The organism is Paenibacillus gallinarum (assembly GCF_014836635.1).
GTDB lineage: Bacteria > Bacillota > Bacilli > Paenibacillales > Paenibacillaceae > Paenibacillus > Paenibacillus gallinarum.
Map to the genome: position 1 here is coordinate 54,889 of NZ_JACSQL010000001.1, position 18,000 is coordinate 72,888.

Annotated in this window: 17 protein-coding genes; 14 read left to right on the forward strand and 3 right to left on the reverse strand. The window is 41.0% G+C overall.

Annotated features, from left to right (window positions below):
• The first annotated feature begins 122 nt into the window (after positions 1–122).
• The 12 genes from H9647_RS00230 (at position 123) to H9647_RS00285 (ending at position 11,709) form a co-directional block, all read left to right on the forward strand.
• Complete coding sequence (locus H9647_RS00230; protein WP_191797103.1) at positions 123–545, forward strand: hypothetical protein; 423 nt, start codon at positions 123–125, stop codon at positions 543–545.
• An 878-nt stretch (positions 546–1,423) separates the two neighbouring features.
• Positions 1,424–2,332 (forward strand): UTP--glucose-1-phosphate uridylyltransferase GalU, encoded by a 909-nt coding sequence (gene galU, locus H9647_RS00235; protein ID WP_191797105.1) that lies wholly within the window; start codon positions 1,424–1,426, stop codon positions 2,330–2,332.
• Between the two features lie 32 nt (positions 2,333–2,364).
• A complete protein-coding gene (locus H9647_RS00240; protein ID WP_318245256.1) occupies positions 2,365–3,021 on the forward strand; it encodes a sugar transferase in 657 nt (218 codons plus the stop codon).
• A gap of 156 nt (positions 3,022–3,177) precedes the next feature.
• Complete coding sequence (locus tag H9647_RS00245; RefSeq protein ID WP_191797108.1) at positions 3,178–4,545, forward strand: sugar phosphate nucleotidyltransferase; 1,368 nt, start codon at positions 3,178–3,180, stop codon at positions 4,543–4,545.
• A 12-nt stretch (positions 4,546–4,557) separates the two neighbouring features.
• Entirely contained in the window at positions 4,558–5,892 is a 1,335-nt protein-coding gene (locus H9647_RS00250) for a UDP-glucose dehydrogenase family protein (RefSeq protein ID WP_191797110.1), read from the forward strand.
• 64 nt (positions 5,893–5,956) lie between these two features.
• Positions 5,957–6,901, forward strand: a complete 945-nt coding sequence (locus H9647_RS00255; protein WP_191797112.1) for an LCP family glycopolymer transferase — start codon at positions 5,957–5,959, stop codon at positions 6,899–6,901.
• A 50-nt stretch (positions 6,902–6,951) separates the two neighbouring features.
• Positions 6,952–7,449, forward strand: coding sequence for a VanZ family protein (locus tag H9647_RS00260; RefSeq protein ID WP_225228972.1), 498 nt, complete (start codon positions 6,952–6,954; stop codon positions 7,447–7,449).
• 33 nt (positions 7,450–7,482) lie between these two features.
• Positions 7,483–7,974, forward strand: coding sequence for a hypothetical protein (locus tag H9647_RS00265; RefSeq protein ID WP_191797116.1), 492 nt, complete (start codon positions 7,483–7,485; stop codon positions 7,972–7,974).
• 524 nt (positions 7,975–8,498) lie between these two features.
• The gene (locus tag H9647_RS00270) at positions 8,499–8,789 is read left to right on the forward strand and encodes a hypothetical protein (protein ID WP_191797118.1); all 291 of its coding nucleotides are present in this window, start codon (positions 8,499–8,501) and stop codon (positions 8,787–8,789) included.
• A gap of 64 nt (positions 8,790–8,853) precedes the next feature.
• Entirely contained in the window at positions 8,854–9,762 is a 909-nt protein-coding gene (locus H9647_RS00275; RefSeq protein WP_191797120.1) for an ABC transporter ATP-binding protein, read from the forward strand.
• Positions 9,755–10,534, forward strand: a complete 780-nt coding sequence (locus H9647_RS00280; protein WP_191797122.1) for an ABC transporter permease — start codon at positions 9,755–9,757, stop codon at positions 10,532–10,534. The genes H9647_RS00275 and H9647_RS00280 overlap by 8 nt, the downstream gene beginning before the upstream one ends.
• Before the next feature lie 95 nt (positions 10,535–10,629).
• Positions 10,630–11,709 (forward strand): AI-2E family transporter, encoded by a 1,080-nt coding sequence (locus H9647_RS00285; RefSeq protein ID WP_191797124.1) that lies wholly within the window; start codon positions 10,630–10,632, stop codon positions 11,707–11,709.
• A 104-nt stretch (positions 11,710–11,813) separates the two neighbouring features.
• Here the strand turns inward: H9647_RS00285 and H9647_RS00290 are convergent, their stop codons facing one another.
• Positions 11,814–13,163 (reverse strand): hemolysin family protein, encoded by a 1,350-nt coding sequence (locus H9647_RS00290; RefSeq protein WP_191797127.1) that lies wholly within the window; start codon positions 13,161–13,163, stop codon positions 11,814–11,816.
• Positions 13,164–13,481: 318 nt separating this feature from the next.
• Here H9647_RS00290 and cls point away from each other — a divergent pair, with 318 nt between their 5' ends.
• On the forward strand, positions 13,482–14,927 hold the full coding sequence (gene cls / locus H9647_RS00295) for a cardiolipin synthase (protein ID WP_225228973.1): 1,446 nt from the start codon (positions 13,482–13,484) through the stop codon (positions 14,925–14,927).
• Between the two features lie 180 nt (positions 14,928–15,107).
• On the forward strand, positions 15,108–15,998 hold the full coding sequence (locus tag H9647_RS00300) for a YitT family protein (protein ID WP_225229044.1): 891 nt from the start codon (positions 15,108–15,110) through the stop codon (positions 15,996–15,998).
• Between the two features lie 138 nt (positions 15,999–16,136).
• On the opposite strand, the gene ligD is transcribed toward H9647_RS00300, so the two are convergent.
• Positions 16,137–17,027 carry a non-homologous end-joining DNA ligase gene (ligD, locus tag H9647_RS00305; RefSeq protein ID WP_191797131.1) on the reverse strand — a complete coding sequence of 297 codons (891 nt, stop codon included), beginning with the start codon at positions 17,025–17,027 and terminating at the stop codon, positions 16,137–16,139.
• Positions 17,027–17,986: an ATP-dependent DNA ligase gene (locus tag H9647_RS00310; RefSeq protein WP_191797133.1), complete on the reverse strand. Its 960-nt coding sequence runs from the start codon at positions 17,984–17,986 to the stop codon at positions 17,027–17,029. Before H9647_RS00310 ends, ligD begins: the two co-directional genes overlap by 1 nt.
• Positions 17,987–18,000: the final 14 nt, after the last annotated feature.

Consider the following 18,000-nt stretch of genomic DNA (forward strand, 5'->3'; position numbering starts at 1 on the left):
TATGTATCGTAAGTTTGATATAAGAGGGATACAAAATGTATCATTTTGTCATGCTTTTCTAGCTTTGACCCCAATCGTGTTATTCATACCTCGAAATATAGTTACAAAAGGGAATGAATCTAATGAACCAGATCGATGTCTATGATCCTAAAGCTGTTATGTATATTCACAAGTATCGAGAACAAGTTATTAATAGCAAATCGAGACCCATTATCGTGATGGGAATAAGTCAGGAATTCATTACCTTTGTGAGTGACCTGTATATCCCTGTTACACCACAGCTTCAAATTGGACTAAATATTCAGGATGAACACAGTAGTATTCACTCATTTTGCACTTTGAAATGGAAACAAGATTTCGGGAGTTTTACGTTATATCATGCATTATTAGATAATTTTGAGGAACATAAACTATACATAAATGGACAATTAAACTGGATGATTCAGCGAATGCCTCATCTATATGAATTGCGCCCATTAGATCGAATAGAAGAATGGTCTCTGATCCGAGACAAGATTTACAACAAGATAGACCTATTTATCTAGATACATATCGTCATTTTACTATATTTCAGTAGTTACTGCATTAGTTGTTTGACCCCAATATCTTAGTGTGCAACATAATTGGCTGGAGGGGGACATAGAATGGAAGGAATTCGTCATATGATTAGAATTTACAGTCTTAGTCTATCTGGTCTCAATGGATTACTTCTTCTTTAAAAGAATGCTCATGTTTGTCGAGTTGGCAGCTGAGAATTATATCATGATGGATACCTTGGATCAGCACTAGGAAGAGTACGATTTAACATTCGAGTATTTGCCGTCACATATACGCAAGAAGGCAATTATTTTTTTTGTTCGACATTGATCAACGAAAATCATCATTTTATCAATTGATTGCTGTATATAAACTTAAGGGTTTGTCGAGTGCACTGGAACAAGATACCCAGATGTAGAGGTGGAATGATCCGGTTATTTATCATGAGTTCTATTATCGTACCTTTCTTGCCAAACCGATCTGAAGGTCTAGGTAATGAAGATGCTCAGTTGGCTGATACATTACGACATTTCATGATTTCTTCGCAATAATCATTATTCCTTTGAGTTGATATAAGTTTTGTGCCTAGATAAGCCGCGATTTTTGTTCTATTAGGTAATGATAGTTAGTTGAAAGTAATTCCAAAAAGTAAGGTAATGCCTACTGCACCTTTATTACTGTAGGTACTCGGTCACACTGTGGGTTTATAAAACCTTAGACGTTATTGTCAAGGGTGTGATGTGAGGGGGGGTTAAATGCCCTTTTATGAAATTGAAAGCAAGAATTTCATCGCTTACATTCATAGTTTCAATTGAAAAGTACGATGCGCTCTTATGAGTGGAAATCTTGAAATACATTTTAATGGAGAAGGATAAGGTGATGATGTATGAAGAAGGTAAAAAAAGCTATCATACCTGCAGCAGGTCTTGGTACAAGATTCCTCCCTGCAACGAAAGCAATGCCAAAAGAAATGTTGCCTATTGTTGACAAGCCGACTATTCAGTACATCATCGAAGAAGCAATTGCCTCAGGAATAGAAGATATTATTATTGTTACTGGAAAAGGTAAACGAGCGATCGAAGATCATTTTGATAACTCCTTCGAATTAGAGCAGACTTTGTTAGCTAAGGGTAAACTGGAACTATTAGAGGAAGTACGTAAATCATCCAACGTAGATATTCATTACATAAGACAGAAAGAGCCAAAGGGCCTGGGTCATGCGGTATGGTGCGCAAGAAATTTCATTGGTGATGAACCATTTGCCGTACTATTAGGCGATGATATTGTCGAAGCAGAAGTACCTTGTACTAGGCAGTTGATTGAACAATACGAAATGCTAGAAAGATCTATTGTGGGTGTACAGACCGTACAGGCAGATCAGACCGATCGATATGGTATTGTAGATCCGCTTAATTCAGAAGGGCGTCTATGTGCCGTTAATCGTTTTGTGGAGAAACCAAAACTTGGCGAAGCTCCATCCAATCTAGCGATCATGGGTAGATATATATTCACCCCTCAGATCTTTGATTATCTTGAAGAACACAAGATTGGAGCGGGGGGAGAAATACAGCTTACTGATGCCATTCAGCAGTTAAATGAGGCCGAGGGAGTATACGCTTATGATTTCGAAGGTTCTCGTTATGATGTGGGAGAGAAATTAGGATTTATTCTAACTACAATTAACTTTGCTTTGAAAAATGACGAGCTCCGTTTACCGATTCTCAAGGCAATGGAGGAGATACTAAAGAAAGAAGTGACTCTACAAGGTGCTATCGGTGGGGGTGAATTCGAGTGAGCTCGAATTCACGCGGAGAAGTAGAAGTAGTTATAGAAACGAATATATACGAAAGTAATTTAGCAGACAAAAAGAACAGAGACCAAATATATCTAAGTATGAAAAGAATAACGGATTCTGCAGGTTCTTTAATCGGACTTATATTACTAATTCCCTTATTTTTGCTTATTGCCGTCATGATAAAGCTAGAGGATCCTAAAGGGCCCGTTTTTTTCAAGCAGTTGCGCGTTGGTAGAAATGAAAAAACATTTTATATGTTTAAATTCCGTTCCATGGTTTATAACGCCGAAGATATGTTAGAACAGTTACTTGCACAAAATGAAGTGAGCGGCGCTATGTTCAAGATGAAGAACGATCCTCGAGTAACCCAAATTGGACGTTTTATCCGAAAGACGAGCTTAGATGAACTCCCGCAGTTATGGAATGTATTGAAGGGTGAAATGAGTATGGTTGGACCTAGGCCTGCTTTACCTAGAGAAGTTGAAGAGTATTCCCTTTATGACAAACAAAGATTAGGTGTTACCCCAGGTTGCACAGGACTTTGGCAGATTAGCGGAAGAAGTAATTTAGGGTTTAAGGAAATGGTTGAGTTAGATCTTAAATATATTCAAGACAGAACTTACTGGTATGACATTAAAATTATATTCAAAACAATAAGGGTGCTTTTTGGGACAAAAGATGCATTTTAAAGCAGTGCTATGCTGAAGCAAATAGCTTATTAATTGGGCCTTTAAAGTTTCCCCTTATTATTAGTTTAGGGATTTAAAGTGCGAATAGTAATGATCTGAAAAGAATTTCTGAATATAAATTTTGATTTTTAGTTTTCCAAAGAAAAGAGGGATAAGATGAAATTAATTTTACTATCTGGAGGATCGGGAAAACGACTTTGGCCACTTTCTAATGATGCAAGATCTAAACAATTTCTCAGGATATTAGATATGGAAGGTCAAGATGAAAAAGTATCTATGGTACAAAGAGTGTGGGATCAACTGAAAAAAAACGGTTTGTCTGATGATTCTTATATTGCGACTAGTCAGAGGCAGGTTGAGATTCTCAATAACCAATTAGAAAATGAAATAAGGTTAGTAATTGAGCCTGAAAGAAGAGATACATTCCCTGCTATTTCTCTTGCAGCTGCTTATTTATACAATATTTCAGGTGTAAGTTTAGATGAGACTATTGTAATTTTACCGGTAGATCCTTATGTAGATGATTATTTCTTTGAATGTGTCAAAAACCTCGATCAAGTATTAAATGATTCGGGTGCAGATATCGCCCTTATTGGAGTTAAGCCAACTTACCCATCTGAGAAATACGGTTATATTATTCCAGAACAAAGTGACAGTAATCAATCATATACAAGCGTTAGTACTTTTGTTGAAAAACCTCATCATTCTGAAGCAGAGTCAATGATTAAACAAGGCGCTCTTTGGAATTGCGGGGTTTTTGCATTTAAATTGAACTACTTAATTAATTTGCTGATTGAATTAGAATTACCTATCCAGTATGAAACAATGTTAAGTCAATATGGACAGATGTCTGCCACAAGCTTTGATTATAAAGTAGTCGAGAATGCAAAGAATATTGTGGTTAGTCCATATGATGGATATTGGAAAGATCTTGGTACTTGGAATACACTTACTGATGAAATGGCGAATAAGATTATTGGTAGAGGTTACATATCAGATGATTCTCTGAATACACATTTAATTAATGAATTAAATATCCCTGTAACTATACTAGGACTTTCTAATATTGTAGTTGCGACTAGTGCAGATGGGATTCTTGTAAGTGATAAAGAATCAAGTCCACGAATAAAGGATGTTTTAAAGGGAGATAATCCCCGCCCTATGTATGAAGAACGACGTTGGGGGAGTTACCAGGTCCTTGATCATACGAAAAATAAAAACGGTGAACAAGTATTAACTAAGCGTATTTGTATCAAAGCGGATAGTAATCTGAGTTACCAATATCATAATTATCGGGAAGAAATGTGGTCCATTGTATCTGGTGAGGGAGAGCTTATTCTCAATGATCAATTTCGAAAAGTAAAACAAGGGGATCTTATTAAAATTCCTTATAGAACACTTCATAGTATTAGAGCCATTACTGATTTAGAAATAATCGAAGTCCAACTTGGCTCTGACCTAGTTGAAGAAGATATTGTTCGAGTGAAAATGGATTGGTCTGAAATTATGGAACTAAGTCTTTAAGGAGAGATTATTATGAAATTAGCAGTGATTGGTACCGGTTATGTAGGGCTAGTATCCGGAGTTTGTTTCTCAGACTTAGGTAATCAGGTTATATGCGTGGACAATAATCCATTAAAAGTTGAAATACTGGAACGTGGAGAAGTACCAATATACGAACCAGGACTGAAAGAATTAATAGATAAAAATAAGGCAGCCGGCAGGCTGTCTTTTTCTTATGATACAAAATCTGCAGTGGAAGCCTCGGATATCGTATTACTTGCCGTAGGCACTCCATCATTACCAAACGGAGAAGCAAACCTCAGCTACATTGAACAAGCTGCTAAAGATGTAGCTGAGGCACTTAACGGATTTAAAATTATTGCAACGAAGAGTACCGTGCCCGTAGGTACGAATGAACACATCGAACGAATTGTAAGCGAGCATACTAATTTTCCATTCTCGATTGCTTCAATTCCTGAGTTTCTTCGGGAAGGTTCTGCAATTCAAGATACTTTTAATCCAGATCGTATTGTTTTAGGCTGTTTGGATCAAGAAACCTTAAATACATTAATTGAACTGCATAAGCCGCTTACTTCAAATATCATTACAACCGATATCCGTTCTGCTGAAATGATAAAATATGCTTCGAATGCCTTCTTAGCTACCAAGATCTCCTTCATTAATGAGATTGCGAATATTTGTGAGAAGGTTGGGGCAGATGTTACTAGAGTTGCAGAAGGTATGGGATATGATCAGCGAATCGGTAGTTCCTTCCTCCAAGCAGGTATTGGCTATGGCGGATCTTGTTTTCCAAAAGATACGGAAGCCTTAATTCAAATCGCAGGAAATGTAGATTATGAATTCAAGTTACTTAAATCCGTTGTTGAAGTTAACAAGGATCAGCGCTTTAATATTATTAGAAAATTACAAGAAGCACTTGGTTCTTTACAAGGAAAGAATATTGCGATCTGGGGATTGGCATTTAAACCAGAAACAGATGATATTCGTGATGCACCAGCGATTGAAATCATCGAAGAATTAATAAAATTGGGAGCTAATGTAAAAGCATACGACCCGGTTGCCACAGCAAACTTTAAACTTAAAGTGAATCATAGTTCAATTAAGTGGTGTGATAATGCTTTAGAGACAGCGTCACAAAGTGATGCACTTTGTCTTCTTACTGAATGGTCTGAATTTACTCGAATTGACTTAGTACAATTGGCTTCATTAATGGCCCGTCCTATTCTGATCGACGGAAGAAATGTGTATGATCCTATTAAAGTGAAAGAAGCCTCGTTTATCTATTATTCAGTTGGTCGTCCTCATTCTGCTAACATTTCTGATTCTTATGCAGAAGCTATGTCCTAATGGACATAGCTTCTTTTTTTTAGGTTCGAAAACTACCCTATATCAGAACGGGGGAATATAATAGATGAAAAAATGGGCGAAGGTCACACTAAGTATAGCTTCATTATTTATAGTTCTTGGTGTTGGATACGGTGTTTATTTATATAAATCAGTTGAATCAACTGCGAATAACATCTATGAACCTAGAAATCCCATTCCTGCAGTCACTAATACAGATGGTGGACAACAAACAGATACAGCTGTCATATCTGAAAAAATTGCAGATCAAGAGCCCTTTTCCGTATTACTATTAGGAGTCGATGAGAGAGCGAATGATGTTGGACGCTCCGATACAATGGTTGTTCTAACCGTGAACCCAGGTAAACATTCTATTCTCATGTTTAACATTCCAAGGGATACACGAACAGAAATTATTGGCCGGGGGACAGTAGATAAAATTAATCACGCCTATGCATTTGGAGGAGTGAATATGTCTATCCAAACCGTGGAGAATCTCCTGGGATCTCCTATTGACTACTATGCGAAGGCTAATATGGAAGGATTTTCATCTATTATTGATCTTTTAGGTGGAGTAAGTGTCAACAACCCATTTTATTTTACCTACGAAGGAAAAGTATTTGAACAAGGGAATATACAATTAACTGGAGAAGAGGCACTATTATTTTCCCGTATGAGATATGACGATCCTCGTGGCGATCTCGGGCGTAACGCAAGACAACGAGAAATTCTTCAAGAACTGATGAATAATGCGCTGCAGGTATCCAGCGTAACTAAAATCCAAAATATCTTAGGTGAAGTAGTCAATAATGTAAAGACGGACATTACGTTTGATGAAATGAAGCAATTTATTAAGGACTACCGCTCAGATTTGAAAAACATCGAAACGATAGAAATACAAGGTCACGGTCAGCGTATTAACGGAATCTACTATTACATTGTAGACGAACAAGAACGGGAACGAGCACAGAACTTAATGAAGGAACATTTGCAAAGGGTTGATACTCCTTGAGTAGATTAGAGAGAAAAAGGGCGAGTAGAAAAAAGAAGCAATGGACTTATTTGCTTATAGGTATCTTTCTTTTATGGGCAGTATTTATATTGTTTATGTCCACTCGATCTTATCAACAACAGACCATTCGCCCTCTTCTTATTAAAATTTCCAATCAGATTAATATAGAAATTCCTCTGCCGGATGTGAAGATACATTATGCGGGATATAACTACAATCTTCAGTCAAACCCCTATGGATTCATTGAATTTACTTTTCGCAAAAGTGCACATGTGTTTGTATATGCTGTACTCACACTTCTAGCCCATTATCTGATTCGAAAAAAGTGGGGGAGAAACCTGTACAGCTATATTCTCCCGCTCATTTTTGTTGTTACGGTGGCAAGTATTGATGAGACCTTGCAAAAATTTTCAGCGGATCGTACGTCCTCCCCCTATGACGTTCTCCTAGACTTCACCGGTGGATGCATCGCTCTACTTCTCATGATCCTGATTGAAAGGATCTCACGCAAACGCAGGTCTAAAGATTCTTCTTCGCTCATAACCTGAGAAAGATACAAAGGACAAGAGGGAGGGAGCATCATGCTGCGCAGACGCCGAGGGAATGGATTTATCAAATTGCTCACTGCCATCCTGGTGGTGGGCTTGATTATTCTTTTGTTCTGGAGTGTACGTGGGATGGTTAAATCAACGAATGGAGAAGAAGCGGTAAAGATCGTTGAACAATTCTATGATTATGAGCAAGAAGGGGACTTTGGAAGTTCGTGGGAACTGTTTCATTCGCTCATGAAGGAAAGATATAAGAAACCCGACTATGTTCAGACCCGGGCGCATGTGTTTATGCAGCATTTCGGTACGAACACCTTCCAGTATGAACGGAGCGAACCAGAGCGAAAATTCGATGTACAGTTGGTAGAAGGAACAGAACCGCTGAAAGAAGTTTACCTTATTACGGTAACCCAGATCTATCATTCTTCCTTTGGTAATTTTAAGATCGTTCAGCCTGTATATGCTGCTGAAGAGTCGGGCGATTGGCGGGTATTATGGTCATTTCAGAAATCTGAAGATTTCTAATGTTTCATTTATATGAAGAGCCCCTTTATGCATGGAGAAATTCGGTGCATAGAGGGGCTCTTTTTGTTTTTCATCTCTACTTTTTTCAAAATCGCAAAGAAGTTGTCCTAACGTACAAGCAGTAAGCGTACAATAAAGTAGGTCAAGATGGGTGCGCCTACAATAACGAGTACAGGTACGAGGCTGATGTGCCTCGATGCATTCCTCCTGCATTTTTCACTGTTCTTGTCATCATTCTTCCTCCTAAAAACAACTGTATTTATATAGTACATTTTGTATCATTTGTCCGTGGTCGTGTGAATACGATAATGACTTGTTTACGTAATTCTTACGTAATTCAACAGCTGTTTTCAGAAAAAACGCGATTTAACCCATAAAATACAGGTTATATTTGTAATACAGGGTGATTATTCTTGACAAAGATATAGGACTCCATTATGTTCGAGATACAAAATGTATCGAATTAGATCGATTTTTGTAGTTCAAGAATGTGTTGCACGTTACTTGAATGGGAGGGGTTTGATATGATAGGTACTCGTCGTTTTTATTGTGTAGCCTGCAAGAAAATTATGTGGGTCGAGAATGAGTCTGTAAGTACTTTTGACTCAAGTCGCATTACAGCCGATCTTATCTTCCGGACCGGATTCTATCGAAATGAAATGCCGCTTGGCTATTGTGGTCACTGCCGGGAACTTCATCATCAGCCGCAAGATCAGGAGCAGGCTTCTCAGCAGGAGAGTCATGATCTTCCTTCCATAAATCCACAGAAGAGTGCTTCCTCTCTCGAATGTAGTACAGGTTGTATGGTACACTAGCTTCTGAGCTTAAGTTTCAGTACGAATCTGTACGATATTTGATAAATAAGGAGTGAACTTGTCCATGCATCAAGAACCTGTTGTTCGAATGCAAGGGGTCAGCAAAGTCATTTCTTCCCGCTATCTAGTACGAGACCTGACTCTGGATATCCATCCAGGCCAGGTTTTTGGTTTTTTAGGACCCAATGGCGCGGGAAAAACGACGACGATCCGTATGATGGTTGGACTGATTTCGATCAGTGAAGGCGATATACAAATTGCGGGGCATAGTATAAAACATGAATTTGAAGAGGCGATTCGCGAGGTAGGGGCGATCGTAGAAAACCCGGAAATGTACAAATTTATGACCGGATACCAGAACCTGTTACATTTTGCTCGGATGTCACCAGGTGTAACCAAGGAACGAATTCAGGAAGCGATTGAACTTGTCGGGCTTACGCAGCGTATTCATGATAAGGTGAAGAATTACTCGCTAGGAATGCGGCAGCGACTTGGCGTGGCACAGGCAATTTTGCATCGTCCCAAACTGCTTATTCTAGATGAGCCGACGAACGGACTGGATCCTCAGGGAATTCGTGAACTGCGGGATTATCTCCGCAAACTATGTGATGAAGAAGGAACGACCGTCTTCGTATCCAGTCACCTGTTATCTGAGATGGAGCTGATGTGTGATACGGTGGCCGTCATACAAAATGGAAACCTCATTGATGTGAGAAGCGTAAGAGAAGAGGGAGTACAAACGGTGACGGAATATGTCTTTGAGGTGAGTGACGTGGATATGGCGTACAAGCTCCTTAAGGGTGAAGGAAGAGTAGAGCAAGGTATGTTATATCTGTCAGGAACGAGAGATGAAGCTGCAGCGCTGAATGCTCTTCTTGTGCAACGTGGAATACAGGTATATGGAATTCGTGCTAGAAAGAATTCTCTAGAAGATCGGTTCCTAGCCCTTACAGGAGGTGAATCGATTGAGTAATTTTTTGATGCTTGTCCATAATGAGAATATGAAGATATACCGTCGTATGCGGACATGGGTCATGCTGGGCATTTTGGCTTTCATGTCGATCATCATCCCCTATCTCTTTTCCGGCAACGGGGGAGGAGAGACGACTTCTTTCTGGGAGGGAGCGATGCTCGCGGTTACGTTTGTCAGCTTCCTGAATACGATCTTTTCCGTCGTTATCGCCGCAGATTCCGTAGCAGGTGAGTTCTCCTGGGGAACGATTAAGCTCTTGCTGATCCGTCCTTGGACGCGGAGTAAGATTCTTTTCTCCAAGTATCTTTCTGTTCTGCTATTCAGCATACTCAGTACACTTACCATGATTCTGCTTGCTCTCGGTACATCGTATCTGCTTCTATCTTCTACAGCGGATGTGGGAATGATACCTGAAAATATGACTCCCGCGAGTTATGCAGTGATTAGTTGGGTATTTGAATATGTAGATCTATTTATTACGATTGCGATTGCTTTTATGGTATCAACCGTATTTCGTTCGGGTGCGCTTGCGATCGGCTTGTCTCTATTTATCCTATTTACTCAGGGGATCTTCGGAATGATCTTTAATCCTGAACGTTATGTATGGGCGAAGTACATACTTTTTACGAATATGGATCTTAGTCAGTATATGTATGGGGATGGCCTCGGAGGTATGACTCTTGGTTTCTCGATGATGATTCTCGCCGTGTATTATGCCATCTTTATGGGAATCTCCTGGTACGTATTTAGCAAAAGAGATGTGGCTGCGTAAAGCAGCATGACCGGATCGTAGTTACGCTTAAGGTATCCATACAGAAGCTTCCCTGCACATCGTAGACAAAATTTATGTGGATGGAGGGTCTGGCATTGACTCAAACAAACCGATTTTTCCGGTTTCTGATCGGAATTATTTTGGTCTTTCTCGTGATTTACCTGGGTTCAAAAGTAAACTTTATTTTTGACCCGATCATCTCGTTCGTCAGTATTATTCTTGTTCCACTCATGCTGGCTGCGTTCTTCTATTATCTGCTTCGGCCTTTGGTAGAAATTATGGCGAAGCGAAAACTCAATCGTACGGTTGCCGTTCTCTTGATTTATCTGGCGATCACTCTGATTCTGGTTGGGTTTATTCTAGGCGTATGGCCTTCTCTTCGGGCGCAGTTCCTGGCATTCATCGAGAGTGCACCTGATCTGCTTAATATGCTTGGGAAGCAAGTGAAGGAATTAGAACAGAGCGGCGTTCTTGCCCAGTTTTTCCCGGAAGGTACGAATATATTATCTAAGGTGACTGATATTATCAATCAGGGATTTACGGTGGCCGCCAACTATTTGTCGGGTCTCGTTTCCTTCTTCTCCTCCTTTGTGGTAGTACTCTTTGTTTCACCGATTATGCTGTTCTTTATGCTCAAAGAGGGCGGTAAATTTGGAGAGAACATTGTCAGCTTCCTGCCAAGACGTTTTCGAGATGAAGGTACGGATTTGCTGAATGATATTGATAACTCACTCAGTGGATTTATTGTAGGCCGTGTAATAGCGAATGTTGCTTTAGGTGTACTCATGTACATTGGTTTTCTTATTATTGGTTTACCGTATGCGTTACTTCTTACCGTCGTCTCCATAATTATGAATTTCATTCCATTCATTGGGGCGATTGTATCTTCTATTCCGATTGTGATTATTGCTTTCACGGAAGATCCTGTAATGGCAATCTGGTCGCTGGTTATCATTCTTGTAGCACAGCAAATTCAGGATAACCTACTGGCACCGTACATTATGAACAAGACGCTGGATATCCATCCAATCACAACCATCGTTGTTGTACTCGTGGGCGGAGATATCGGAGGACTTATCGGTATGCTGCTGGCGATCCCAGTTTACATGACGGTAAAGATCATTGTTGGACGTGTATATAACGTGTTCTTTAAAGATCGTTGGGAAAAAGTATAGAAGAAACGGAAGAATAACTACATTCATAATCTGCTTGTAAATAAAGCAAAATAAGGCCCGCATCCTACATAGAGGATGCGGGCCTTATTCTATATAACAACGAATTACTCAGCCATAATGGCTTGTTCATCTAGTGCACTGGCAATAGGTACTTTCGATGCCACCGCAACTTTAAGGAAGCGGTTTTTCTCTTTTTCAATAAGAGTGAACGTAAGTCCTTCAAATTCAAATTCCTCTTGTACTTCCATTTCTGGCTGATGACTATACAGCCATCCTCCAATGGTATCCCATTCGTCTGTATCAAGCGCAGCGGAAAAGAGATCATTCACTTTCGAGAGCGACACTTTTCCGTCAAAGAGGATATGGTTCTCATCCATGATTTGGATTTCTTCTACCTCATCAGAGTCAAATTCATCTCTTATCTCACCGACAATTTGTTCCAGTACATCTTCGATGGTAACCATACCTGAAGTACCGCCGTATTCATCGACCAGGATCACAATATGATTGCCTTCTTGCTGCATTTTTTTCAGCAGGTCTTTGACCGGTGTAGTTTCATGTACTGCCGGAATCGGGTGGATCAAACTTTGAATATCAATCTTATTAGAATCGTTGCCGTAATAGTCCAGGAAGAATTGTTTGGTATGAATAATTCCGATAATATCATCCTTGTTCTCATTAACGACAGGAAAACGAGTATACTGTTCTTCTTTAATGATGGCGAGATTCTCTTCGACCGACTTACTGGCGTATAGGCATACCATATCCGTACGTGGAACCATAATTTCTTTGGCTAACATCTCATCAAAAGCAAAGATTCGGCTCACATATCCAAATTCACTTTGGTTGATCATGCCACTTTCAAAACTTTCGTTAATGATGATCTGCAGTTCCTCTTCAGAGTGAGCTTCTTCTTGTTCCGAAGCCGGTTTCACACCGAATAATTTAACAAGCTGGTTTGCAGAGCTATTTAAGACGAAAATAAATGGATACATCACTTTGTTAAACCAGATAATGGGTCCCGCAGTCCACATAGCCACCGTTTCGGCTTTACGAATCGAGACAGTCTTAGGAGCCAGTTCCCCTACAACGACATGTAAGTAAGTGATCATCATGAAAGCAAGTACAAAGGATAACACCGATCCTACGGATTCAGGTATTCCCCAGCTTGCAAACAATGGATGCAGAATTTTCTCAATCGTTGGTTCACCGAGCCAGCCAAGTCCGAGTGAAGTAATAGTAATTCCCAGCTGACAAGCAGACAGATAACCATCCAGATTGGCAACCACTTGCCTTACCGCGGCTGCTTTCTTATTGCCTTCTGCAATTAATTGATCGAGCCTACTTGTTCTTACACGTACTATGGCGAACTCAACAGCTACAAAAAATGCAGAAAATCCGATGAGCACTGCCACCATTACTAAATTTAACGCGTAACTACTACCTTCGTCCATTTCACATCTCTTCTCCTTCATGATTTTAAAGTATATAAAAGTTTAACGAATATTATATCGCATCTTCCATCTTATGACCAACTTGACATAAGGCCTAATAAGTGTTCTTACGGAAAAATAGTTCTCAAACACGATATGTATAGACTTGTATATATATTAATGAAACATTTTCTTCTGATCCGAAACTGTTCACAGGAGATCAAAAAGGGAGATTCTGTACAGAAGCGTGCATGAAATACGCTGAAGTTTGTCAAACTGTATAGATGACTGTGTAGAGTCGTATTATGTTTTTTATCAGATCAGAGGAGGAGCTTAGCGATGATGGGGTCGGTTATTCTTTTTCTTATCCTATTGTATTTGGGTCAGACAATGCTTCTGTTATTGCTGGAATATAAGCGCCCGGACAGAGCCGCTGTGTGGATCTTCATTTCGTTCTGTCTGCCTCTGATTGGTATATGGCTGTATCGGATTGCAGGAAGACCTTATGGCAAGAGTGCTTCTATGACAAGAGAAGAGTGGATGGTATGGCAAGAGATGCATTCACAGATCGCTGGGAAAGTAAGTAGGGTTACCTCTGTAGAGGACATGAAGAACAAAGATTTTACACATCACCTGCGCCTTTACAATCTGTTATCAGAAATTCCTAATAGTACAATCACGAGCTGCAATCATACAGATTATTATGCGGAAGGAGATCCGTTATTTACGGCTTTATTTCAAGATATCAAAGAGGCTAAGGAACATATCCATCTCGAATTTTATATTATTCGGCATGATATTATGGGCACGATATTTCAAGATCTGCTAATCAAGAAGTCACAGGAAGGGGTTCAAGTACGAATCATCTGTGATGGATTTGGAAGCAAAAGTCTGTCGAAATCATTCATACAGCGTATGAAGGAAGCGGGGGTAGAAATTCATTTCTTTTTACCGCCATTACACGCACTAAAACTCAGAAAAATAAACTATCGGAATCATCGAAAAATCGTAGTGATTGATGGCACGATTGGCTATACGGGCGGGATGAATATCGGTGATGAGTACAAGGGCGAATCTCTCAAATTGGGATTCTGGCGTGACACGCACATGCGTATGCATGGGGATTCAGTCTACTATTTGCAGATGGCTTTTATTAAAGACTGGAGGCTGGTGAGCGGACAGACGCTTTGCACCCATCTGGTTCCGGATTTATTTCCTGAGCACAATTGTAAAGGAACAGAACAGGTGCAAGTAATCGCGAGCGGTCCCGATGAGACCAGGCATCCCATTCAGGAGATGTGTTTTAATGCCATTGCGATGGCTAGCTCAAGGGTGTATATTACAACCCCTTATTTTATTCCGGATGTAGCGCTGATGACGGCGATTAAAACGGCTGCCCGAAGCGGGGTGGATGTAAGAGTGCTTATTCCCGGCAGGGCGGATTACAAGATTGTGCTGCTTGCATCGCTGTCTCATCTAGAAGAATTAATGGAAGCGGGAGTTACGTTCTACCGCTATCAGAAAGGGTTCGTTCATGCCAAGGTGGTAATCGTGGATCAATTACTGGCAGCGGTAGGATCAGCAAACCTTGATATGCGCAGCTTCTACAGCAATTTTGAACTGACAGCAGCCATGTATTCTCGGAGTGCGATAGACCAGTTGACAGCTAATTTCGAACAAGATTTACAGGATAGTAAACGAATTGAATTAGGTGAATTTAAGCAACGTTCTCGGGCCTCCAAGTGCGCTGAAGTCGTATGTAGGTTGCTATCTCCGCTGCTTTGATGAAATTTACCGGATTTCTAAAAGAAAAACAAGTTTCTAATCGTTTATCTCGGTTTTGCTGTCGTTCTTGTGACTTTTGTAACTTTGGTATGTTATAATAAAGGCATCCAGTATGTCTTATGGCATAGAAAAAGTGAAAAGAAAAGGGGGAGTTCTATGTCAGAGATGACAACCAAAGAAATGGTGCCAAGTCAAAGTAAACAGACAAAGGCAAGCAGTTCTCCGCTTAGCCTAAAGCTTCTGCAACGAGCACTTCTAATCATTGTGGGAGCTACATTAATGGCAGTAGGCCTTGAAATTTTCCTTGTTCCAAACGGTGTTATTGATGGTGGAATTACAGGGATATCGATTATGTTATCCCAAATAACCGGTCTGCCGCTCGGGATCCTGCTAACCGTACTTAACCTGCCTTTTCTCTTCATCGGCTATAAGCAGATCGGCAAGACATTTGCGATTTGCACCTTTTTCGGCATTGTAGTAATGTCAATCGGCACACAATTGCTTCATCATGTAAGTGCACTTACGCCAAATGAGCCGCTGCTTGGCGCTGTATTTGGCGGTGTTATCCTAGGGATTGGTGTGGGTCTTGTTATTCGTTCTGGCGGATCGCTGGATGGTACCGAGATCGTTGCTATTTTGCTTAGTGAAAAATCCCCCTTCTCCGTTGGACAGATTGTTCTGTTCATTAACTTATTCATCTTCGTTATGGCCGGATTCGTATTCGGATGGCCGAATGCACTGTATTCCATCATTGCCTACTATATTGCGATGAAGATGATCGACATCACGATCGAAGGTATGGATCAATCCAAATCGGTATGGATCATCAGCGACAAGTTCCGAGATATCGGTGAAGCACTTACCGACAGATTGGGACGCGGCGTTACATACCTCGATGGTGAGGGCGGTTTTAGCGGAGAAGAGAAGAAAGTCATCTTTGTAGTAATTACTCGACTAGAAGAAGCGAAACTGAAGAGTATCGTAGAAGATTGGGACCCGGACGCATTTCTTGCGATCGGTAACATTCACGATGTGAAGGGCGGACGCTTCAAGAAAAAAGGTATTCATTAATACATGAGTCCTCATTTCTTTGTTTTCATGTGTATGAAATGGATTCAAATAAATAACAGCCCGGCTGTTCCTGAGTTTATAGGAACGCCGGGCTTTTTTTGTTTTTATCGGAATCAAGAAGAACATATACATAGTTTCTCATGTCTTAGCGAGATGAGCGAGAAGAGGATCTAATGGCTGAGCAGGGAGGGCTGCGATCAGATCTCCTTTTTCGGCAAGGCGCGCTCCAATGTTTAGTAACGTGAAATCTTTGGGCGATACATCACGCGCCACTTCTTCCCATAAGAGAGGGGTAGAGACGGTTGCTTGTTCTCTAGCTCTTGGCGTATAGGGGGCAGCAAGTGTTTTTCCTCCATAATGCTGTAAATAGTCAAAATAGATTTTATCTCCGCGATCTTTTTTGAGACGCTCTAGGGTGAACAGTTTAGGATGTTTCTCACATACGTACCTGCCGACAAAATGACCGAGCATTCGAAGCTGTTCAAACGTAATTCCTTTGCTAATCGGAACAATGATTTGTACACCGGTTGCACCAGATGTTTTGGGAACGGACTGAATCCCGAGTGAAGAGAGTACCTGACCTACAATGTGCGCGGCTTCCATTATTCTTGGTTCTTCTTGAAGGGTAGGGTCAAGGTCAATCATCCATTCACATGGCAGACTGCTGCCTACCGCATGAAGGGAAGGATGGAATTCCAGCGCAGCCAGATTGCCAAGCCATAATAACTCAGGCAGGCCGCTCAGCACAACGTAATTGATCTTCTCATGAACAGCCGTCTGAACAAAGGGCGGCAGCGGCTCGGGAGCATTTTTCTGATAAAAGAATTCACCATGTACCCCGTGCGGATAACGGATTGTAGTTAATAGCCGATCTCTGCAGTAAGTAAGAAGGTAAGGCGAAAGCTCGGCTAGTTTCTGTAAATATATCGCCTTTGTTACACCAGCCTCTGGCCACAGCGGTTTGTCGGGATTCGTAATGGTCAGGGTCTGGCCTTGAATCTGAATACTTCCTTTTACCGTTCTAGCCATTACGAATGTTCCTCCTTCTGTGATACCCTGCAGTCCTTTGGCTGGATATGAGGCGCAAAGCTTTCGATGGTTGGATGACGCATCGTCCCCCCAGGTGTCCATTCGAGATAGGTAATGCGAACGACGATCTCAGGACGGATCCATAAAGCTCCCTGATATCGGCCTGGCAGTTGTTCAAAAGGCATTTCGCTGGTGAGAAGGGGCTTAATACGATCTGTAAGATCCCGCCACTCCTTAACTGTGAATCTTCCGGTTCCGGCGTGACCGATGTACGTAAGAACTCCATCCTCACGGTATAATCCGACAAGCAGAGAGTTTACGATGTTGTCACGGAGCGTAACGCCGCCGATTACCGCATAGAGGTCACCGTTCTTCTTACGTTTTTGCCAGCGGTTATCCTTTCCGTTTAGCGCATACGTACTCGTTAGATCTTTGACAACAACGCCTTCTAGCTGTTGCGCTTTGGTCGCTTCAAAGAGAGCATTCCCATCGGGGAAATTCTGTACGAGTTGGACAAGGGGCTGAGGTTTAATGATCTGGTTCAGCCGTTCCTGGCGTTCAGATAGAGGGAGGTGAGTTATCCATTCTCCATTCAGATAGAGAAGGTCAAACACCATATAGGTAACGGGAACACTTTGTAGCCCTTGCCGTATACTTCGCTCGCTCCGAAGACTGTCCCGACGCATGATCTCGTGAAAAGAGGGTTTACCACCGGCAAATGCGATGAGTTCTCCATCCAAAATAAAAGAAGAAGCGGATGAATATACATCCGCCTGACCGAGTTCCGGGTATTGTATTGTTCGATCGTTTCGCTTGCGATTCACGAGGCGTACTTCCTCACCATCATAATAAGTGAGCATTCGAACACCGTCCCATTTGACCTGCGCAATCCAGGGATGCCCTGATGGAAATCGTTCGGTTCGAACCGGTTCGAAAGGAATGACGGGTGTAAGCTTCATATATCGCTTCTCCT